The sequence below is a fragment of the Streptomyces sp. ML-6 genome, assembly GCF_030116705.1.
Lineage (GTDB): Bacteria > Actinomycetota > Actinomycetes > Streptomycetales > Streptomycetaceae > Streptomyces.
Map to the genome: position 1 here is coordinate 7,584,826 of NZ_JAOTIK010000001.1, position 21,806 is coordinate 7,606,631.

The 21,806-nt window shown below is 71.4% G+C and carries 12 protein-coding genes; 4 read left to right on the forward strand and 8 right to left on the reverse strand.

Annotated features, from left to right (window positions below; all coding sequences use genetic code 11):
• Window positions 1-23: 23 nt before the first annotated feature.
• The 5 genes from sbnA to OCT49_RS33205 all read right to left on the reverse strand — a co-directional run bounded on the left by sbnA (window position 24) and on the right by OCT49_RS33205 (window position 5,024).
• Window positions 24-971, reverse strand: coding sequence for a 2,3-diaminopropionate biosynthesis protein SbnA (gene sbnA / locus OCT49_RS33185; protein ID WP_283855491.1), 948 nt, complete (start codon window positions 969-971; stop codon window positions 24-26).
• Window positions 968-2,194 (reverse strand): glutamate synthase-related protein, encoded by a 1,227-nt coding sequence (locus OCT49_RS33190; RefSeq protein ID WP_283855492.1) that lies wholly within the window; start codon window positions 2,192-2,194, stop codon window positions 968-970. Before OCT49_RS33190 ends, sbnA begins: the two co-directional genes overlap by 4 nt.
• The gene (locus OCT49_RS33195) at window positions 2,191-3,204 is read right to left on the reverse strand and encodes an asparagine synthetase A (protein WP_283855493.1); all 1,014 of its coding nucleotides are present in this window, start codon (window positions 3,202-3,204) and stop codon (window positions 2,191-2,193) included. Before OCT49_RS33195 ends, OCT49_RS33190 begins: the two co-directional genes overlap by 4 nt.
• Before the next feature lie 79 nt (window positions 3,205-3,283).
• Window positions 3,284-4,567 (reverse strand): methylaspartate mutase, encoded by a 1,284-nt coding sequence (locus OCT49_RS33200; protein WP_283855494.1) that lies wholly within the window; start codon window positions 4,565-4,567, stop codon window positions 3,284-3,286.
• Window positions 4,554-5,024, reverse strand: a complete 471-nt coding sequence (locus OCT49_RS33205) for a cobalamin B12-binding domain-containing protein (RefSeq protein ID WP_283855495.1) — start codon at window positions 5,022-5,024, stop codon at window positions 4,554-4,556. Before OCT49_RS33205 ends, OCT49_RS33200 begins: the two co-directional genes overlap by 14 nt.
• Window positions 5,025-5,397: 373 nt before the next feature.
• Here OCT49_RS33205 and OCT49_RS33210 point away from each other — a divergent pair, with 373 nt between their 5' ends.
• The gene (locus tag OCT49_RS33210) at window positions 5,398-14,268 is read left to right on the forward strand and encodes a non-ribosomal peptide synthetase (RefSeq protein ID WP_283855496.1); all 8,871 of its coding nucleotides are present in this window, start codon (window positions 5,398-5,400) and stop codon (window positions 14,266-14,268) included.
• An 86-nt stretch (window positions 14,269-14,354) separates the two neighbouring features.
• Here the strand turns inward: OCT49_RS33210 and OCT49_RS33215 are convergent, their stop codons facing one another.
• Together OCT49_RS33215 and OCT49_RS33220 are read right to left on the reverse strand one after the other, a co-directional pair.
• A complete protein-coding gene (locus OCT49_RS33215; RefSeq protein WP_283855497.1) occupies window positions 14,355-15,350 on the reverse strand; it encodes a helix-turn-helix transcriptional regulator in 996 nt (331 codons plus the stop codon).
• A gap of 593 nt (window positions 15,351-15,943) precedes the next feature.
• A complete protein-coding gene (locus OCT49_RS33220; RefSeq protein ID WP_283855498.1) occupies window positions 15,944-16,135 on the reverse strand; it encodes a hypothetical protein in 192 nt (63 codons plus the stop codon).
• Window positions 16,136-16,301: 166 nt separating this feature from the next.
• Here OCT49_RS33220 and OCT49_RS33225 point away from each other — a divergent pair, with 166 nt between their 5' ends.
• A complete protein-coding gene (locus OCT49_RS33225; RefSeq protein WP_283855499.1) occupies window positions 16,302-17,588 on the forward strand; it encodes an MFS transporter in 1,287 nt (428 codons plus the stop codon).
• A gap of 169 nt (window positions 17,589-17,757) precedes the next feature.
• The gene (locus tag OCT49_RS33230; protein WP_283855500.1) at window positions 17,758-18,255 is read left to right on the forward strand and encodes a transposase family protein; all 498 of its coding nucleotides are present in this window, start codon (window positions 17,758-17,760) and stop codon (window positions 18,253-18,255) included.
• Between the two features lie 181 nt (window positions 18,256-18,436).
• On the opposite strand, the gene OCT49_RS33235 is transcribed toward OCT49_RS33230, so the two are convergent.
• On the reverse strand, window positions 18,437-19,780 hold the full coding sequence (locus tag OCT49_RS33235) for an endonuclease domain-containing protein (protein WP_283855501.1): 1,344 nt from the start codon (window positions 19,778-19,780) through the stop codon (window positions 18,437-18,439).
• Between the two features lie 200 nt (window positions 19,781-19,980).
• On the opposite strand from OCT49_RS33235, the gene OCT49_RS33240 reads away from it, so the two are divergent.
• The gene (locus OCT49_RS33240; protein ID WP_283855502.1) at window positions 19,981-21,687 is read left to right on the forward strand and encodes a hypothetical protein; all 1,707 of its coding nucleotides are present in this window, start codon (window positions 19,981-19,983) and stop codon (window positions 21,685-21,687) included.
• Window positions 21,688-21,806: the final 119 nt, after the last annotated feature.

A 21,806-nucleotide genomic window follows, 5' to 3' on the forward strand; every position in this document is an offset into this window, starting at 1 on the left:
GTGGTTGCCTTTCGCGGGCGGGATCAGGTGAGGACGCCGAAGTTCCGCTCGACCCAGTCGTTGTTGTAGACCGTGCCGAGGTAGCGCTCGCCGAGGTCGGGAGAGATCGCGGCGATGCGGGAGCCGGCCGGGATGGTGTCGGCGCGGCGACGGACGGCGGCCAGGACCGAACCGGTGGAGCCGCCGGTGAGCAGGCCGTGGGTGCGGGCGAGCAGCCGGCACTCGCGTACGGCGTCCTCCTCGGCGACCATTACCACGTCGTCGGCGAGGCCGGGTTCGAACAGTTCGGGGATGCGGCTGGCGCCCAGTCCGGGGATGCGGCGCGGGCCGGGCGGGGCGCCGAAGAGGACGGAGCCGAGGGCGTCGACGGCGATGATCCGGGTGTGCGGCGAGAACTCGCGCAGGTAGTGCGCGCAGCCGACGAACGTACCGGTGGAGCCGACGCCGATGAACAGGTAGTCGAGATGCTGGACCGTCTTGAGGAGGGTGCGGGCGGTCTGTTCGTAATGGGCGCGCGGGTTGGCCGGGTTGGCGTACTGGTTGAGCCAGACCACGGCCGGATCCGCCTCGATGTGGCGCCGGATGTGGGCGATGCGGGACTGGAGGAAGCCGCCGTTGGCGTCGACGGTGTCGACGACGACCACCTCGGCGCCCAGGGCCCGCATGTGATCGATGCTGGCGGCGTTGGTGTTCGGGTCGACGACGCAGGTGAAGCGGTAGCCCTTGGTCGCGCAGATGGAGCTGAGGGCGATGCCGAGGTTTCCGGACGAGGACTCGATGACGCGGGCGCCCGGCGCGAGGACGCCGCGGTGCTCGGCGTCCTCGATGAGGCTCAGCGCGGTCTTCAGCTTGACGGAGCCGGCCGGGTTGAGGCCCTCGATCTTCAGGAAGAGGTCCGAGCCGGGCACCAGCCGAGGCAGCAGGACGAAGAGGTCGTCGGTGACCAGTTCGTAGGCGTGCTCGTAGATCATGACCGGGGCTCCCAGAGGTCGTCGGGGCCGGTCTCCTCCGCCGCGTAGCGGCCCAGCGCGCTGACGGCCATGCGCAATTCCAGTGCCATGGCCTCCAGCAGGCGTTCGAGGCCGTGCTCGGGGTCCTCGTCGGCGGCGATCAGCGCGGCGCGGCCGAGGCCGACGGCGCGGGCGCCGAGGGCGAGCAGCTTCACGGCGCGGATGCCGTCCCAGACGCGTCCGCTGGCGAGGAGGGTGCGGCCGGCGGGGTCGACGCGGCGCAGGCATTCGGCGAGAGGCAGCCCGACGTGGCCGAGGAAGCCGGTCGGGGCCCAGCCGGTGCCGCCCTCGGCACCGTCGACGGCGACGGCGTCGGCTCCGGCGTCCCAGGCGATGGTGGCGGCCCGGCCGACGTCACGGCCGGGGAAGAGCTTCACCCAGCAGCGGGCGCGCGGGTAGTTGTTGCGCATGAGCTGGATCTGCCGGCGGAAGATCTCGTCGGTGAAGGTGCCCGGGCTCGCGCAGCGCAGGACCGAAGAGGCGCCGGCGCCCAGCCGTTCGACGGCGTACTGTCCGGCGAGGTCGGCCGCGACCGCTTCGCTGATCATGGTGAGGCCGCCGAGGCCGGGCTTGGCACCCTGGCCGACCTTGAGTTCGAAGCCGAGGCGGCCGGTGGTCAGGAGCCCGGTGACGGCGGGGTCGCTGTAGACGTGGTTCCAGACCTCGGAGTCGGCGTCCTCGGTGCTCTGCTGGACGCAGATGCCGCCCACGCCGTCGGGGAGTTCCTCGCAGTATGCCTGGACGCGTTCCAGCAGGCCCTTGCGGTGGTCGTCGCCGCTGGAGCGGAAGCCGTTCATGGGGGCGACGTTCTCGCCGATGACCATGGGGATGCCGAGCCGTCCGGCCTGGCGGCTGAGGGCGAGACTGGTACTGGTGACGCGGGTGGAACCGAGCGCCGACAGGTAGACCGGCAGCGGGGCGGTGAAGCCGCCGAGGGCGGTGCCGAGGCGGACGTCGGAGTAGAGGGGTTCGCGGCCGAGGTCGATGAGCTTGGCCAGGCGGCCCGGCATGAAGACGGGCGGGGCCAGGCGCAGTCCGTCGATCTCGTCGCCGGCGGATTCGGGGACGGCGCCGAAGACGGCGGTGCCGTAGCTGTCCAGGGGCGGGAAGACGGCGGCGGCGCCGTCGCGGGCCCGGGCGCGGACGGCGTCCTCGGGCAGGCCGGGTGCAGCCAGCTGGGTCACGGCGACACGACCCCCGCGATCTTGGGGAAGGCCGTGGTCCGCCAGACGGAGTCCAGGCCGGTGACCCAGCGGGTCAGGCGCTCCAGGCCGATGCCGAATCCGGCGCTGCTGGGGATGCCGTGCCGGGCGACGTCGAGGTACCAGGCGTACTTGGCGGGGTTCTCGCCGGTTTCCCGCATCCGGGTGACCAGGGCCGTGTAGTCGTACTCGCGTTCGCTGCCGCTGCACAGTTCGCCGCAGCCCTCGGGGGCGATGAGGTCGAAGTTGAGCAGGGTGCCGGGCTCGGCCGGGCTCTCCTTGTCGTAGAAGCCGCGGGAGCCCTTGGGGTAGCCGACGATGAAGAACGGGGCGTCGGCCTGGCGGGAGATGCGCTCCTCGGCCTCCCACTCGATCTCGGTGCCGGCGGCCTGCGGGTACCCGTCGCGGCGCAGGCCATCGACGACCTCGCCGTGCGGGACGCGGGCGAACGGCCGGGCCACCAGGCGGCGCAGGACGTCGGGGTCGCGGCCGAGGACGGCGAGGTCGTCGACGCACTCGTCGACGACGGTGGTCACGGCGTGGCGGACCAGCCGCTCGGCGACGCCCATGGCGTCGTCCTGGGTGGCGCCCGCGTACTCGACGTCGATCTGCCGGAACTCGGTGAGATGACGGTGGGTGCTGCTGGTCTCGACGGGTTCGAGGCGGACGTTGGGCGCGACGAGGAAGATGCGGTCGAAGGCCAGCAGCGATGCCTGCTTGTAGAGGATGGCGCTGGTCATCAGCTTGTAGCGGTGGCCGTAGTAGTCGACGTCGACCTGCTTGGCGCCGCGCGAGCCCGGGTCGGTGACGGGGCCGATGATCGGATGGGCCATCTCCACGGCGCCGTCGGAGCGCAGGAAGGAACGGGCACCGGCCACCAGCGCCTGCTGGACGCGCAGGGCCGCTCGGGTGCGCGGGTCGCGCAGGTGCTCCAGCGGTGAGGGCAGCGCGGCGGCCTCGGGTGTCGCCGGGAGATCTGTCTGAAGTGTCATGTCTGTCCTGTCCTGTCGTTGCCGGGTCGGGGCACCCGCCACCGATGGCGGAGAGGCGCCGGGGCGGGGGCCGCTCGGATCAGCTCGCCCTCTCGAGACGGGCAGCGGGATCGTCGTAACGGTTCTTGACGTGGTTGAGCGCCTGCAGCAGCCCGGACGAGGTCAGCCGCCGGGACGGCTGCGCGGCGGTGGGCCGGCCGAGCGGGAGCGACCCGGTGCGGGACCACTCCAGCCGCCCGCGGTCGGAGATGAAGCTGCGGGTGCGCCCCGCGTTGTCGGGGTGCAGGCAGAAGGGGACGTCGAGGTAGCCGTGGGCGAAGGCGCGGATCAGGGCCTGGCCCAGGTCGTCGTGCAGGTTCAGGACGGCCTCGACGAGGGAGCGGGCCTCCGCCTCGATGCCGGTGGACGGCGGCGGAGCGGCCGGCCGCGTGGTGCGGGCGGCAGCGGCGGCGGTCTCCAGCGCGATGACGTTCTCCTCGACGGAGGGGATGCGGGCCGACTCCGCCGGTGTCTTGACGATGAGCCGGGCGGCACCGGTGCGCACGGCGAGCCGGGCGGCGTCCGCCCCGAGTCGCAGCGCCCCGTCCCAGGTCTCCGGGTAGACGCCCATGTACGCGTAGACGACCACGTGCCAGGAGACGTCCGGGAGTTGGTCGGCGGCGATGGCGCGCAGCGCGTGGACGGCCTCCTCGTCCTGCTCGCGACTGGTCTGCTGGGCGTAGCTGAGGGAGACGCTGCGCAGACCGTGCCGACGGAAGAACATGGCTTCCAGGACGGAGAGGGCGACGAGCAGGGAGGGCGGGCAGAGCTGGCCCAGCATGCAGCCGCCGAAGGTCTCCAGGTGCGGTTCGGCACCGGTCTCGCGCAGGGCGGCGAGCCTGCGGGACGCTTCGGCCCAGGCATGGACCGAAGTGGCCAGCGGGGTGCGGCCGTAGGGCAGGCAGTAGGAGACGGGGCCGCCCTCGGTGGCGTCGAGACCGGCGGCGATGAGGGCCTCGACGATCCGGCCGGGTTGTGCGGAGCCGTGCCGCACCTGGACGGGGAAACCGGGGCCGTGGACGCCGTCGAGAAGACCGGTGGTGGTCTCGACGGGCATGCTGACCAGCGGATAGCCGTTGAGGTGGTGGTCCTGGGCGACGGCCCGGGCGGCGGCGGCGTAATCACCGACGCGGGTGAAGCTGTCCAGGGTGAGGGTGCCGACGGTGGTGGCGTCGGCGGCCCGGGTGGCGATCAGGCCGGTGCGCATCAGGGCGGGGTCGGCGAAGCCCATGCGGGGCTGCACGACGAGGCTGCCGGCGCGGGCGGCGTCGGCGACGAAGCGGTGGAAGGCGCCGCCGGCGGGGGCGGGTTCAGCGGACGGCATCGGCGTGGGGCCTTCCGTGCCGGTGCTCGGGCAGGGCGTCGAGCAGGGCGAGCAGCCCGGGGACGGCGTTCGGGCCGGTCAGGACGGCGTCGAAGCCGGCGTCGGTGAGCGAGTCGTGGACCTCCGGGGCGACGGTGCCCGAGGTGTCCAGCTTCCCTCCGACGACGAGCGGTATCTCGGCCAGCGCCGGCACCGCACGCACCGCGCGGGCCAGGCCCGTGGCCTCCTCGGCGCCGTGTCCGTTGACCGTGCTGACGACGACGAGGTCGGGCGTGCGGGCCGTGGCCTCCTCGATCAGGACGTCGACCGGGACGCACGCACCGAGATTGGTGACTTCCCAGCCCTGTTCCTCCAGCAACAGTTGCAGGAAGAGCAGGTTCCAGGTGTGCGAGTCCGAGGCGATGGTGGTCAGGACTGCGTGGCGCGGGCTGTCCGGGGGCTGGCGATGCGGGTACACGACCGGCTTTTCCTCTCGACACCGTGATGGGCCGCGACCGCTGTGATCGGGCCGGGTACCCGTGAAATCGCCCTCCGTGGGGGCGTCCGGGCTGGGCGTTGGTAACCCGGTCCATGGTGGCCAGCGGTGATCGCGGGCGGCACTGGGCAGTTGTGACCATCCCCGGGGGAGTCATTTGTGTCCACTGGGGTCATGTGTCCGTGCGTCCTAGCCTGCTCGTCGCGGACGTTCGGCGCCGGCGGTCGCGGTTCCGTCGGCGGCACGGTCCCGGCCCGCCCGGAGGCCCCGCCCCGCCCCTCGCCGCGCGCCGTACGACGTGCCGCCCGTGAACCGCTTGTACCGCTGACGATGTCCTGACGATGGGGAGAGAACGGTGGCTGATCACCAGCTGGGGGAGTGGCGGCACGCACTGGCGGGCCTCGAGCCGTTGGAACTGCCCTCGGACCGCCGTCCGTCGGACGACGGGCCGGGCCCTGCGGACCGGGTCCCGTTCGACGTGCCCGCCCGCACCGCCGACGCGCTGGCCGCGCTGGCCCGCGACCGGGGCGTGGAGCTGCCCGCGGTCCTGCTGACGGTGTTCCACACGCTGCTGGCGCGGCACGCCGGCCGGGGCGACGTCCCGGTGGCGGTGCCGGCGGACGGCACACGGGACACGGACACGGCGACCGTGGTGCGGGGCCCGGCCGGCGACCCGGCGCTCACCGAGGCCGTGGCACACGTCGCGCGGGGCATGGCGGACGCCGTCGCCCGCGGTCCGGTGCCCCTCGCGGCGCTGACCGAAGCGGCCGGCGGCGCGGAGGCCGCGGCGGCGTGGTTCGCATGGCGCACAGCCGACCGGGAGGCCACCGCGTTCCCGCCGGACGCGCACGTCACGCTGGAGGTCCTCGCGGACGGCGCGCGGCTGAGCGGCGTCCTCGGCTACCGCACCGACCTGTTCGAACGGGCCACGGCGGAGCGGATGGCGGGGCACCTCGCGACGCTCGCGCATTCCGCCGCCCACACTCCCGGGGAGCCGCTCAGCGCGCTGGAGATGCTGACGGAGCCGGAGCGGCACCGGATCCTGACCGAGTGGAACGGGCCGCGTTCCGTTTTCCCGGACACCACGACCGTGCACCGGCTGGTGGAGCAGCAGGTCGCGCACCGGCCCGACGCGGTGGCCCTGGAGCACGGCGAACAGCGGCTGACCTACCGGGAGCTGGACGAGCGGGCCGAGGGGCTGGCACGGTACCTGGCGGAGCGCGGCGTCGGCCCCGGCACGCTGGTCGCGGTGTGCCTGGACCAGGGCCCGGACCTGGTGTGCGCGCTGCTCGGCGTACTCAAGTCGGGTGCCGCCTACGTGCCGTTGGACCCCGCCTACCCGGCCGAGCGGCTGCGGTACATGGTCGAGGACAGTGCCGCGCCGGTGGTGGTGACGCAGTCCGTGCACGCGGACCTCTTCGCACCGGGCACCGCGCTGCTGCTGGCCGACCGGGAGTGGCCGGCCGCCACCGGCACCGCCCCGGCCACCGCCGCGGGCCCGGACGACGTGGCGTACGTCATCTACACCTCGGGTTCGACGGGCCGCCCCAAGGGCGTGCGGGTCGGGCACCGGGGTGTGGTCAATTACCTGCACTGGTGCGACCGGAACTACCCTCCGGCACCCGGTGCGCGGATCGGTTCGCTGCTGTGCTCGTCGGCGGCCTTCGACCTGACGGTGACCGCGCTGTTCCTGCCGCTGGTGCAGGGACTGTGCCTGGTGGTGCCGGAGCCGGAGCCGGGACGGACGGTGTTCGACGCGGCCGTGGACATCGTCGCGACCGGTGTCCCGATCAGCTTCCTGAAGGCGACGCCCGCGCACCTGGAACTGCTGACCGCCCGGCTGGAGCAGGACGGCGTACGGCACGGCATCGCCACGATGGTCGTGGGCGGCGAGGACCTGGCACCGGCGCTGGCGCACCGGGCCCTGACCCTGGGCACCGGGAACACCGCGATCGTCAACGAGTACGGCCCGACCGAGGGAACCGTCGGCAACGTGGTCAGCCGGACGACGACGGTGGACCCGGCGGCGGACCACGTGCCGATGGGCCGGGCGATCGACAACACCGAGGTGTACGTGGTCGGGGCGCACGGCGAGGTCCAGCCGGTCGGAGTCCCCGGCGAACTGCTGATCGGCGGCGTCAACGTGGCCCTCGGCTATCTGGACCGGCCCGACCTGACGGCGCGGCGGTTCGTACCCCACCCGTTCTCGGCCGACCCCGAGGCACGCGTGTACCGCACCGGCGACCTGGTGAAGTGGCTGCCGGACGGGCGCCTGGTCTACCTGGGCCGCATGGACGACCAGATCAAGCTGCGCGGGCACCGGGTGGAAATCGGAGAGATCGAGAACGCCCTGCTGTCCCGGCCGGCCGTCGCGGCGGCCACGGTCGTGGTCCGCGAGGACGTTCCGGGCGACAAGCGCCTGGTGGCGTACCTGGTCCCGGCCGGCGGCACGGCCGTGGCCGTGGCCGGGCTGCGCGCGGCCCTGGCGCGGGAGCTGCCCGAGCACATGCTGCCCGCCCGGTACGTCGTACTGGAACGGCTGCCGCTCACCCCGAACGGCAAGGTGGACCGGCGGGCGCTGCCCGCGCCCGAGGGCCACCGCCCGGACGTCTCCGCTGCATTCGCCGCGCCCCGTACACCCACCCAGCGAACCGTCGCCGGCATCTGGGCCGAACTCCTGGGCGTCGACGAGGTCGGCGCGGACGACGACTTCTTCGAGCTGGGCGGCCACTCCCTGCTGGCCGCCCGGGTCGCCGCCCGGCTGCGTCGGGACCTCGGGGTGGACGTGCCGTACCGGACCCTGTTCGACGCGCCGACACCGGCCCTGCTGGCAACGGCCGTGGACGCGCTGGACCCGGGCACCTGCGCCACGATCCCGCGCGCGGACCGGTCGACGGGCGCCCTGCCCCTGTCCTTCGCACAACAACGCCTGTGGTTCCTGGATCGGTTGGCGCCGGACCGGGCCGAGTACGCGATCCCGGTGGGGCTGCGGGTCGAGGGAGACTTCGCACCGGACGCGTTCGGCGCCGCGCTGACGGCCCTGACCACCTCGCACGAGATCCTGCGGACCCGGTTCGTCACGGACGCCGGGGGACGCCCCTGCCAGGTCGTCGACGCCGTGCGAGAGGTGGCGGTGGACGTCCACGACGCCCGGCACCTCGGTGCCGACGCCGCGCGCGAGATGCTGCGCGAGGCGGCGGGACGACCGTTCGACCTGGCCACCGGGCCGCTGCTGCGCGCGATGGCGGTGCGGGTGGCCGACACGGAGTGGCTGCTGCTGCTGACGGTGCACCACATCGTCTCCGACGGCTGGTCGGAGGGCATCCTGGCCCGGGAACTGGGCGAACTGTACGGCGAGGCGGTGGCCGGCCGGCCGTGCGCCCCGGCCCCCCTCGCCCTCCAGTACGCGGACTTCGCGAGCTGGCAGCGCGAGGTGCTGGACGGCCCGGCGCTGGCAGGGCAGTCGGCGTACTGGCGGGAGCGGCTCACCGGAGTACGACCGCTGGAACTGCCGACCGACCACCGGCGGCCGGCCGAGCGATCGGGCCGGGGCGGCACGGTGTCCTTCTCGGTGCCCGCCGACCTGACCGGCGCGGCCCGGCGGCTGGCGGCGGGACAGGGCACGAGCCTGTTCATGTCCCTGCTGGCGGTGTTCCAACTGCTGATGGCGAAGTACAGCGACCAGGACGACATCGCGGTCGGCAGCCCGGTCGCCGGCCGCAACCGGGCCGAGACGGAGGAGCTGATCGGTTTCTTCGTGAACACCCTGGTCATGCGCACCGACCTGTCCGGCGACCCGGCGTTCACCGAACTCCTGGACCGGGTCAAGGACACCGCGCTCGGTGCCTACGACCACCAGGACCTGCCCTTCGAACGCCTCGTGGAGGAACTCGCCCCCGACCGCGACCTGTCCCGCAACCCCCTGTTCCAGACCATGTTCGCGCTGCAGAACACCCCCGACGGCCACACCTGGCAGCTGCCCGGAACAACGGTGGAGCCGTTCGCCGTCCGCGAGGAGGAGGCCAAGTTCGACCTGACCCTCATCCTCACCGAGCGGCCCGACGGCTCGCTCGACGGCGATCTGGTCTTCGCCCTCGACCTGTTCGCACCGGACACCGTGGAGCGGCTGGCGGAGCACTTCACCACGCTGCTGCGCGCGGCGGTCACCGGCCCGGAACGCCGCCTGTCCGAACTGGAGATCCTGACCGGCGCGGAGCGGCACCGGGTACTGGCCGAGTGGAGCGGCACGGCGTCCGCCACGGCCCCCGGGACCGCAACCGGGGACGGGACGACGGTGCACCGGCTCGTCGAGGAGTGCGCCGCCCTGCGGCCGGACACGACGGCGGTGCTCTCGGCCGACGGAGAACTGACCTACCGGGAACTGAACGCGCGGGCCAACCGGCTCGCCCACCACCTGCGCCTTCGCGGGGCCGGACCCGGAAACGTGGTCGCCGTGTGCCTGGAACGCGGCCCCGAACAGATCACCGCACTGCTCGCGGTACTCAAGTCCGGCGCCGCCTACCTGCCACTGGACCCGGACCACCCCGCCGACCGGCTCGCCCACATGATCGCGGACGCGCGGGCCGTGCTCGTGGTCACCGACAGCACCCGGGCCGCCCGGCTGCCCGACGGGCCCGGCCGGTTCCTCACCGACCTGGACCGGCCGTCCCTCGCGGACCTGCCGGCCCACGACCCGGAACCCGCGGCGTCCGCCGACGACCTGGCGTACGTGATCTGCACCAGCGGATCCACCGGCCGGCCCAAGGGCGTCGAGATCGAGCACCACAGCCTGGCCGGCCTGGTCCGCTGGACGGCCGACACCTTCGGCGCGGCCCCGGGACGGCGGGTCGCGCTGCTGGCCGGGGTCGGGTTCGACGCGGCGGCGTGGGAGCTGTGGCCCGCCCTGGCGACCGGCGCCACCGTGTGCGTACCCGACGACACGGTGCGACTGACGCCCGCGCTGCTCCAGCGCTGGCTGAACGAACGGCGGATCACGGGCACCTTCGTCTCGACACCGGTGCTGGAGTCGCTGGCGGCCCTCGACTGGTCGGAGCCGACCTCCCTGGAGTACGTGCTGACCGGTGGTGACGCGCTGCGCCTGCCGGCCGGGCTGCGCCTGCCCTTCCGCATCGTCAACAACTACGGGCCGACCGAGTCGACGGTGGTGACGACCTCGGCCGAAGTCGTCCCCGGCACGCCCGTGCCGCCGATCGGCCGCCCGGTGCCCGGCACCTTCGTGTACGTGGTGGACCGGTACGGCCGACCGGTGCCGGCCGGGGTAGCGGGCGAACTCCTCGTCGGTGGCGCCGGACTGGCGCGCGGATACCGAGGCCTGCCCGACCGGACGGCGGAGCGGTTCGTGACCGCCGACCTCGACGGCACACCGCGCCGGGTCTACCGCACCGGTGACCGGGTGCGCTGGCTGGCCGACGGGCAACTGGAGTTCCTGGGACGGCTGGACGACCAGGTGAAGCTGCGCGGGCACCGCATCGAACCCGGCGAGATCGAGGCGGTCCTGCTGGCCGGCCCCGAGGTCGCCGCGGCCACCGTCGTCGTCCGCGAGGACGCTCCGGGCGACAAGCGGCTGGTCGCTTACGTCGTCCCGGCGGCGGGCGCCACGGTGCGCGGCGAGGAGCTGCGCGGGCGGCTGCGCCGCGAACTGCCCGACTACATGGTGCCGTCCGCCTTCGTGGCGCTGGAGCGGCTGCCCCTGACCCCGAACGGCAAGGTGGACCGGCGGGAGCTGCCCGCGCCCGAGCCCCGCGCCTCCGGGGCCGGCGGAGCGGCCCCCCGCACCCCGGCCGAGCGCGCGATCGCCGCGGCCTGGTCCCAGGTGCTGGGCACCGAGGTCACCGGTGTGGACGACAACTTCTTCGAGCTCGGCGGCCACTCCCTGCTCGCCACCCAGGTGACGTCACGGTTGCGGGACGTGCTGGGCGTGGAGATACCGGTGCGGGAACTGTTCGCCTCACCCACCGTCGCCGAACTGGCCGCGGCCGTGGCGGAACTCGCCACCGACGGGACGGCCGGTGCGGAACGCATCGAGCCGGCCGACCGGACCGGCGGGCCGCTGCCGCTGAGCTTCGCCCAGCAGCGACTGTGGTTCCTCGACCAAATGGAGCCCGGAAGCGCCGAGTACGTCGTGCCCTTCGCCCTGCGCGTCAGCGGTGCGCTGGACCCCGAGGCCCTCGACGCGGCGCTGACCCGCATGCTGGCGCGGCACGAGATCCTGCGGACGAGGTTCGTCGCCGCAGCCGACGGTGAGCCGACGCAGATCGTCGATCCGCCCCGGCCGGTGCACACGGCCGTCCACGACCTGCGGCACATCACCGACCCAGGGGAACGCCAGGAGGCGGCCCGGCACCTGGTCCGTGCGGAGGCCGCCCGCCCGTTCGACCTGGCGGCGGGACCGCTGCTGCGCGCCCACCTGGTGCGACTGGCCGACGAGGAGGCGCACCTTTTGCTGACGGTGCATCACATCGCCTGCGACGGCTGGTCGGAGCCGGTCATGGCACGCGAACTGCGGGAGGGCTACCGGGCGGCGACGACCGGCACCCCGCCCGAGGACCCGGAACTGCCCGTGCAGTACGCGGACTTCTCCGTGTGGCAGCGACAGCAGCTCACCGGTGAGGTGCTGGAGGGGCAGTTGGCGTACTGGCGGGAGCGGCTCGCCGGGATCGAACCTCTGGAACTGCCCACCGACCACCGCCGTCCGGAGCGACGGTCCGGAGGCGGCGACACCGTGACGTTCGAGGTGGGCGCGGCAGTGGCCGCCGGGCTGAGAAAGGCGGCCAGGAGCGGCACCGCGAGCCTGTACATGGTGCTGCTGGCCGCCTTCCAGGTGCTGCTGGTCAAGTACGCCCGCCAGGACGACGTGACCGTCGGCAGCCCGGTCGCCGGCCGCAACCGGGCCGAGACGGAGGAGCTGATCGGCTTCTTCGTGAACACCCTGGTCATGCGCACCGACCTGTCCGGCGACCCGGCGTTCACCGAACTCCTGGACCGGGTCAAGGACACCGCGCTCGGTGCCTACGACCACCAGGACCTGCCCTTCGAACGCCTCGTGGAGGAACTCGCCCCCGACCGCGACCCCTCCCGCAACCCCCTGTTCCAGACCATGTTCGTGTTCCAGAACACACCGGACGAACACGGCTGGAGCCTCCCGGGACTGGAAGTGGAGCCCTTCGCGGTCACCCTGCCGGACGCCAAGTTCGACCTCACCCTGATGATGTCCGAGGAGGCGGAAGGCGGACTGCGCGGCACCCTGGAGTACCGGACGGACCTCTTCGAACGGGACACGGTCGCCCGGATGGCCGGCCACCTGGGCACCCTGCTGGAAACGGTGGCCCGTGAACCCGCGGCCAGGCTGTCCCGGCTGTGCCTGCTCACCGCCGAGGAAGGACGGCGGACGGTGGTCGAGTGGAACGACACCGCGGCCCCCTTCCCGGACACCGCCACCCTGCACGGCCTGTTCGAGGAGCGGGCGGCACGGCAGCCGGACACGATGGCCGTCGAGGGGCCCCAGGGCACGCTGACCTACGGCCAACTGAACGCGCGCGCCAACCGGATCGCCCACCACCTGCGCACCCGGTACGGAGTGCGGCCGGACATGCCGGTCGCGGTGTGCCTGGAACGCGGCCCCGATCTGGTGACGGCCGTGCTGGGCGTCCTGAAGGCGGGAGCGCCGTACGTGCCGCTGGATCCGGAGTATCCCGCGGAGCGGCTGGCGTACATGGTGCGGGACACCGGGACTCCGGTCGTCCTCACCGGCTCCGCGCACACCGGCCGGCTGCCCTCGAACGTACCGCTGCTGCTGCTCGACGAGGACACCACGACGCTGGCCGACGAGCCGGACACCGACCCCCGGCCGGCCGCCGCAGCACACAACCTCGCCTACCTGATCTACACCAGCGGTTCCACCGGCCGCCCCAAGGGCGTCCAGGTCGAACACCGCAGCCTGGTCAACCTGGTGCACTGGACGGCACGCGAGTACGGACTGGAACCCGGACAGCGGATCGCGCTGCTGGCCGGGATCGGTTTCGACCCGGCGGCATGGGAGCTGTGGCTCGGCCTGATCCGCGGCGCGACCTGCTGCGTCACCACCGAGACCGTCCGGCTCACCCCGCATCTGCTGCGGGACTGGCTGTGCGAGCAGCGCGTCCACACCACGTTCCTGTCCACGCCGATGCTCGAGGCCCTGGCGGCGCTGCCCTGGGCGGCGGACAGCACCCTGGAGTACGTGCTGACCGGCGGCGACCGGCTGCGGATGCCGCCGCGGGCACGGCTGCCGTTCCGCGTGATCAACAACTACGGACCCACCGAGGCCACGGTCATCGTCACCTCGACGGTGGTCGAACCCGGCGACGCGGTCCCGCCGATCGGCCGGCCCATCTCCAACACCCTGGTGTTCGTGGTCGACCAGCACGGCCGGCCGGTGCCGGTCGGGGTGCCCGGGGAACTCCTCATCGGAGGCACGCCGGTGGCCCGCGGCTACCGGGGCAGGCCGGATCTGACCGAGGAGAAGTTCGTCGGGTACGAGGCCGAAGGGGTGAGCACCCGGGTCTACCGCACCGGTGACCTGGTGCGGTGGCGGGCGGACGGACAGATCGAGTTCCTGCGACGGATCGACAACCAGGTGAAGATCCGCGGCAACCGCATCGAGCTCGGCGAGGTCGAGTCCACCTTGCTGACTCACCCCGGGATCGGCGAGGTCTGCGTGATCGTCCGTGAGGACACGCCCGACGACAAACGGATCGTGGCGTACCTCGTGGTCACCGGCGCGGACGCGCCGAGCACCGCGGAGCTCCACGCCCATCTGGGACGATTCCTGCCCGACTACATGATCCCGACGGCGTTCGTCACGCTGGAGCGCCTCCCGCTGACCGCGAACGGCAAGGTGGACCGGGCGGCCCTGCCTGCGCCGGACCACCAGCGGCCGGATCTGGGGAAGGAGTACACGGCGCCGCGCAACGCCGTCGAGCGGACCGTCACCACCGTGTGGCAGGAACTGCTGGGCATCGACCGCGTCGGCGTGCACGACGACTTCTTCCAACTCGGCGGGCATTCGCTGCTCGCCACGCAGGTGGCCTCACGGCTGCGGAAGGCGCTGCGGATCGATGTGCCGGTGCGATCCGTCTTCGACTCTCCCACCCCGGCGCAGCTCGCCCAGGCCATCGCCGACCTGATGATGGCGGAGATCACGGCACAGTTCGCACCGGCCGGGTGACCGCACCCGGTGCCACACCGTGAAGGGGCCGGACCTCGACGACGAGGTCCGGCCCCTTCACGACCGGTCACGCCCAGGGGGAGGGGTCAGACCATGTCCTCGGCGCGGATGCCGCCACTGGCGAGCGCGAGGGCGCCGAGCTGGAACCGGCTCCGGGCGCCGAACCGGTCGGTCAGCTTCTCCGAGAGCCGGCGCACCGTGCGCAGCGAGACGTCCATCCGGCGGGCCGCCGCCGCGTCCGTGAGCCCCTGCGCCCACAGCCGGAGCACGTGCTGCTCCTGGAGGGAGAGGTTGCCGCGGGTGCGGGGGCGCGCCTCCGCGAGCGGCAGGGCCTCCTTCCACAACCGGGCGAACAGGGTCGCGAAGGCCTCCGTGACCGACTCGATGCCGCACGCCATCGCACCGACCACGCTGGGGCCGCTCGTGACCGGCACGACGGCGTGCCTGCGGTCGGAGACGATCATCCACACCGGCAGCGACGGCAGGGTGCGGACGGCGCCGCCGCACTCCTCGTTCCGGCGCAGGCGCTCCGTCGCCTCGGGGTCGTTGCGGACGCTCTCCAGCACGATGGCGCGAGCCGGCGTACCGCGTCGCCGCAGGATCTCGTCCAGCGAGTGGCCGGCCTCGAAGGCCGCCGCGTCCGGCCGCTCGGCCGGTCCGACGGTCAGCCACTCGTTGGCGCACTCATCGGCGAGAAAGTTGATGTGCCGCCACACGGCGTCCGCGCCGGCCAGCCATTTGACGTCCGTGACGCTTTCCCGGCCGCCGCGCCCGCGCTCCGACAGCAGCCGTGTCACCTCCAGCCGGCTGCCCTCCACCTGGAGCCGGTGGCGGGCTAATTCCTCCTGTTGCCGGGTGAGCATCGCCGCCAGTCCGACCTCCGGGTCGACCGGTCGCCAGCCGCTGGCGGAGTCCCCCGGGACGACGAGCAGCAGGGCGGACAGCCGCTCCAGCCCGTCCCGGACCGTTTCCTCGGTCTCCTGCAGTTGCTCGGCGAGCTCGGCCACTTCCGCGCCGGGCCGGTCGACCATCGATATGTACACGCTCCGTGCAATGGAGTCGATATCCAAAGAGGTCCGCATGTCGTGCGCTCCCGTATGTTTTGTCGTACGGCACCTGTTGGCTGTGGGACACGAGTCGATTCCGGACCGGCGGTGCTCCCTCGGGACGCCACCCCGGGAACCGCCGACCGGACATCAGTAGAACGGGTGCCGTAGTGGGGGCGGATGCGGGAAGTTCCCCCAAGTTCCTTTGATCTCAGTCGAGTTCATTCGGAACAACCACTCGTGAGACAGGCGAAGGCACCCCGCGGGCGGCTCCCGCGCCTCGACGGGCCGGTCTCCACCGGCCGTCCTCCGACGCCGCGGCCCTCCGTACGTCCCTCTGCTTCACCGGTCAGGGGGCCGAGGATATGGGGGACAGTCCCCCATGCGGGATTCCCGGCACATCTGCGATCTTTGCCCCGTGGCCGACCCGGCCGTACACGCCACCCCACCGACCGTGTCCCTCGGCGCCGACCGCGGACTGTCCTGTACCGGTTCCCGGCGTTCCTGAACGCCGGGAACCGGCAGGCACCGATGCGGAGCGCCTGCGGTGCGGGGCAGAGGCAGCACCGCAGGCCGATTTCGCAGCAGCCGTCCTCAGGAGCGGCTGCCTCCGGTCGGGCACCTTCCGCTCATCGACCTGCAAAAACAAGGTGCAGGTCGGTTCCGTGGCAGCCGGGCATCTGCTTGACGTCGACTTCCATCCCGTGCCTGCGGAAGACTCCTTCCGTGGCCGCAAGTCTGCCGTCCTCATCGGCGACTTCCACGACGATGTTCTTCAGCAGCGGCCAGTCCGCCTCGTCGATCCCGCTGATCACTTGCATTTAGGAACCTTCGACGCCCGGCACTGCCCCGATGGCTGAAACCTGCACGTGTGATCAAGACAAATCGCGAGGCGTACTGGATCTTCCAAGGTTGGCTTTGATAAAGCATTGACTTCATTCGGGCCGAGGCTTGTGGGGTTGTTGAAACCGGTGTTACGGTCCTGTGGTGCCTGATGAATCGACCCGATTGTTCAGAGACCAAGGCTTTCGAAACCTGTTCGCGGCCACAATGGCAAGTGCCGCAGGAGCAAGCGTGGCCAGGATTGCGATTCCGCTCACCGCGGTTGTGGCCTTGGGTGCCGATGAGTTCGAAGTCGGGCTTGTCTCGGTATTCTTGACGCTGCCTTTCCTGCTGGTCGGACTTCCGGCCGGTGCCTGGGTGGACCGAATGCGGCGTCGACAGGTGCTGATATTCTGCCAAGGGGCGCGATCTCTGATTCTGATGTCGATTCCGGTGCTGTGGTGGATCGATTTCCTGACCATTTGGTGGTTGAGTGCCGCAGTTCTGTTGTTCGGTATCTGCAACGTCTTCTACGACGTGGCCTACCAGAGTTACCTCCCCGGCCTGGTCGGGCGGGAGAACCTTGTTCAGGCACATACGAGGACAACCAGTGTCCAGCAGGTTTTCACGTTGGGCGGGCCGGCTCTTGGAGGGCAGCTCGCAGCTCTCCTCACGGCGCCGGTTTCCCTTGTCGTGACAAGTGTCGTCCTGTCCCTGTCGTCACTCTTCATCCTTCGCATTCGTCAGGTCGAGGAGCGGAGAGAGAGCAGCGGGAAAAGAGACCTGCTGGGCGAGATCCGGGAGGGGGTTCTGCTCGTCCGCACAGACCGCCGGCTCCGGGCGCTGGCGGAGTCCTCTGCCTGGTTGAACCTGACCTCCTATGCGGCATACTCCATCACCGTGGTGTTCCTGGCGCGGGATATCGGCCTGTCGGTCCTTTCGGTCGGCATCTTCTTCAGCATCTCGGGAATAGGGGGTGTCGCCGCCGCGTTTTCCTTCAAGTTCCTGGCGGGCAAGGTCGGCCATGGCCCCCTGCTGTGGCTCCCCCTGTTTGTCGGTGCTCCTTTCGGCCTCCTTCTTCCCATGGCTCATCCGGGCTGGACCGTATGGCTGGCCGCAGCCGCCAGTTCGGTCGTCGCATTTACCACCGTCATCTTCAATATTGGTTTTATGAGCTCGTGTCAGGCAGTGGTTCCCGACATGGCGCTGGGCCGTGTCAATGCCACCCTGCGTTTCCTCACGTGGGGCGTGATGCCGCTCGGATCGCTGCTCGGGGGCACGCTGGCGGATGTCCTGGGCACGCGACAAGCGCTCTGTGCGGCGGCAGCGGCAGGTCTCCTGTCCTTCCTCCCCACTTTCCTGTCGCCGTGGCGGAAAGAGCGCTCTCTTCCTGAGGAGCCGACAAGCCTCGGCGATCTGCTCGGAGCGGGGCCCGAGCCGGTGAAGGAATAAGAAGGTCCTCGGTTTCGGCGTGCGATCAAATTTCTCTGTCTGCGACGGGGTTCCGTCACCGGTACGCCGGCCAGTTCCCTGCCTTGCCGGTGGGCATCCGGGCGGCAGCCGGAACGGAAACCCGCCCTACGCTCAGAAAGGGACTCCTCGGAGTGCTCGGCTTGGGTGTGTGGAATTTTCTTCCCCGGGTGAAGAGTGGCGACGGCAGGAAAATGCCGGAAGTGCACCTCATGGAAGAACTCGACGTAACGCCCGAGGAGAGCGTCCCGGCCACAGTGGAAGACTTTGTCCGGGCGCGCGCGGTCTGACCTCCGAGCTCCTTGCCCAGAGGATCTGGGCCTCGCCGACTCTGCCCGCCTCGACTCACGACCTGACTTCCGCGCGGCAGCACGGGATCATCGAGACCCTCACCGAAGCCGGACTCGGATGTTGGGCGGACAAGGCGTATCAAGGCGTCGGCGGACCCGTCCGCGTACCGTTTCGGGGCCGGCGCCTCAAGCAGTGGAAGCGCCGCCACAACACCACCCACGCCAAGATCCGCTGCCTCGGCGAGCAGGCCATGGCCACTCTCGAGGGGTGGCGCCTCCTGCGGAAGCTCCGCTGCAGCACCAACCGCATCACCGACTTCGTGAAGGCCGTCTTCGTCCTTCCCCTCGCATCAACGTGAGGGTGGAAAACGCTCACTCGTCGGATCCAACAGAAGGAGAACCTTGTCGCGGCGCTCGATTGAGCAGATGGTCCCGTGGGGCTGTGCCTCATGAAGGTCTCCAGCGAAAACCACCGGGCACGGCGCTCGTGGGGCATCTCGGGCAGGTCTGTCGGTACTCCTCGGATATCCCCGTGCCCGCTCAGAACAGTTCCAGGTCCTTGCCGCTGGTGTCCGCGATGACCGGCCGGAACCGGGTAGGGAGGTCGTCCAGGCGGTCAGGGCCGGCCGCGGCGGCCACGGCAGGGGCCGTCTCGGCCAACCAGGCACGAAACCGCTCGACGGCTTCGCGGTAGGGGACTTGCGCCAGGACACGGTGCTCGCCGGAGGGGCAGAAGTCGACGGCCACGGTGAGCAGGCAGGAACGCGGCGCGTTCTGACTGCCCGTCCAGGACACGCGCAGACCACCGCAGGGCTTGCGCCCGCGGGGCGCGGGGTGGGTCGGGCGCAGCGATCGGCAGGCCACGTGGGCGGTCCATGCGGCGAGGTGCGGCAGGGGCAGGGTGGTGCGTGCGCGGCAGCCGGGGCAGCGGTGCCAGTGACGGAGCCAGTCATCGGTGTCGGTGTGGAAGAGGCGTGTGTAGCGGCTCCCCACGCGGATGTCGTTGCTGTACAGGTGATCGGGGCGTTCCTGGGTGTTGCAGGACTGGCAGACGGGGGCGCGGACGTAGCCGTGTTCGTGGCAGTGGTCGAGCACGGTGGCGGGCGCGGTGCGGCAGACCGCGCACGCCCACCCGGCCACCTTGCGGGAAGTACCGGGCTTCCTGCTGAGCACCGAGTACAACTGGCCTTCCAGCTCTTTGCCGTACGGGCGCAGTGGGGCGGCGGGGCCCTCGGGGCCCGTCGCCTGCCGGCCGCCGGCCTCTCGGGCCTGCCGGGGGCGGGAGGGCGGCTCGGTGACGGCTGTACTCACCCGGCGGGTGCGTGCGGCTTGCGTCCACTGCTTCTCGGCGTGCTCGGCCGCGTCCAGCAGCCTGACCGGAGCGCGCGGCAGCCACCACGTGCGCTGTGCCCCGTCGCGGGTCTGCTCCACCAGTATTTGTCGCCAGTCGATGCCCGCCAGATGGTACGGCCGGCCGACTTCACGCCGTGCTGCCCGCTCGTGACTGCTCAGTTCCTGCAGTTCCCCCTGGATGCGCCGGCGCCAACGCAGCGGTGTTTCCTCGTGGTGCTCCTGTCTCGGCACCCCACGGAACGGGCCGATGCGAACCAGGTCCTGCCGGTCCATCCCCACCGCGTTCAGTTCCGCGGCGGCCCGGCGCACCTCGGCCTCCGGAACGCTCCACCGACCGTCGTTCGTCCTCACCGTCGCCACCACACGGCTGCCGAGCAGCACGTACCCCACCTCGGCACGGGCAGGGGAGCAGGTGAACGCCGCGGAAGCCGTCGGCACAGCACTGTCGGCCGTCAAATCGACCCACAGAGCGTCCGCGTCAACCAGGGTGATCAGGCCGTCCGGGCGACCGGGCATGACACGCTCTGACATACCGACAGGCTAACGGCCTGTGGTCATCGGCGAGAACGACACCGAGGGCCCCGCCGAGCCGTGCAGGGCCGCGCTGGCACGATGGCGAGCGCGGCGGCGATCTTCTGGACGCCGGCACGGATGGTCGAGACACCGGAGACGCAGCGGGCCCTCGCGAGGAAGAGGGGCCGGCGCGAGCGTGAGACGCACGAGGAGGAGCCATGAGCAGGAAGCGAAGCCCGCGGGGCCGGGCGCCCGGCAGGGGCGTACGGCGGCTGTGGCTGCTGCCCGACCAGGTGGGGGACGAGCCGTTCATCGACGTCCACCAGGACGGTCACGGCATGCTGAACGTGCAGGTCGCCCGGAACGGTCGGCATGATTGTTTCTGTTTCGCGGTGACCGCGCAGCACATCGCCGTTGCGGAGCGCAGCGCACTTCGGCGTTGGGCCGTCTTCGTCGTGCTCTACGGTGAACTCGCTGTTTTCCACCCCGACGCCGCGCCGGCGCGCCCGCCGGGAAAATGCCAACGGATCATCGACATGGTCCTCGGGGGCACCGATTCCGAGGTCGAGCAGTACTTGACCATGATGAACAAGCGCTTTCGGGGCGGTCTCCGGGATTCACTGGCGTTGTTGTGCGAGGCCGACCTGACACGTTTCCGGGACCGCGAGGCGTTCGAGAAGAGGCTGTGGTTCGGCGTCGAGTCGTTGATCGTCAGCGATGCGGAACGCGCCCGGCGTGTGCAGGAGGCGGAACGCAGGGCAGCGGCCCGGGCAACCGCGGTGCGGCAGGCCTTCGAGCCGTACAACGAGGCCCTTCTGATGGCCGAGGGCGACGACGCCGTGCGGCGTGTCATCGACCTGCTCGGCTCGAACCCGGTGATCAGCGAGTTCGAGGTCGGCGCGCCCGCACACCACGACCGGTATCTGACGTTCCGCTCCGGCGGCGAGATCATGCTCCGGGACGGGGCGGTGGCGGCGATCCTCTTCCACGTCCAGCCCACCGAGGCCGCACCGAGCGGCTTCACGGGGCTCGGCACCCTGATCCCCGGGCTGAGCCGGGACGCCTCGAAGAGCCAGGTCGAGGAGGCACTCGGCAAGCCGATCACCGGACGCACGGGCCCGAACCCGACCTACTCCGTCGGGGACGGGTTCGTGAAGGTCTTCTACGACGGATGGGCCAAGAAGGACGAGCCGGGCCGCCTGAAGCTCCTCCAGGTGACGGCGGAGGACACGTACGCCAGGACCGATCCCGCCGACGAGCGTTGCACCGGCTGCGCGGCCATGTTGATCAGGACGGCACCGGCGGCCGGTGGCGTCGACGTGGACGCAACGATCGCGGCGTTGCGTGCCGGGGTCGCCGCCGGCCGTCTCCGCCGGACGCACAACCGGGTGGCGCTGGGCGACATGCTCCGCCTGCACGACTCCGGACTGATGGAACACGTCGAGGCACAGCTGGGATGCACGGTCTGCCACCGGCACATCTTCTTCGCGCTGCACCGCGACGCGGACCCGACCTTCGAGCACCTCTCGCTCGACGACGCCCGTCGCCGGCCTCCGGAGCGGGTCCCGCCGGTGGAGCAGTGGGGCGATGCCGCCCGGATCGCGCGGGAAGCGCAGCGCCCGGAACGGATCGCGACCGACGGCAACAGCTGGGTCCTGTTCGCCATGGGTGAGCATCTCTTCATGAACGCGCGCTGCTGGTACAGCGCCGTGGAGGGCACGAGGCTGATCCGCCTGGACGCCGCCGAGATGCGGCAGTACGAACGCGACGGCGAGGCCTATTTGTCCCGACTGCAGGAGGCGATCAACCGCACCTGGACGAGCAGTGACGATCCGTGGCGCTCGCGCGACCTGACGCGGAGCGGGATGTCGGACGAGGAGGCCATCGAGGCGAGCATGGCCGCGGCGCAGGAGGATCGGGCATGAGCAGACGGAGCCATCATCTCCCGGTCCTGCGAAGAAACTTGACACGGCCATCGCCTGGGCGCCGGGGAAGGGCCGGACCGATGTCGTGGCCGCCCTCGTGCAGACGCTGTCCGGGGCGT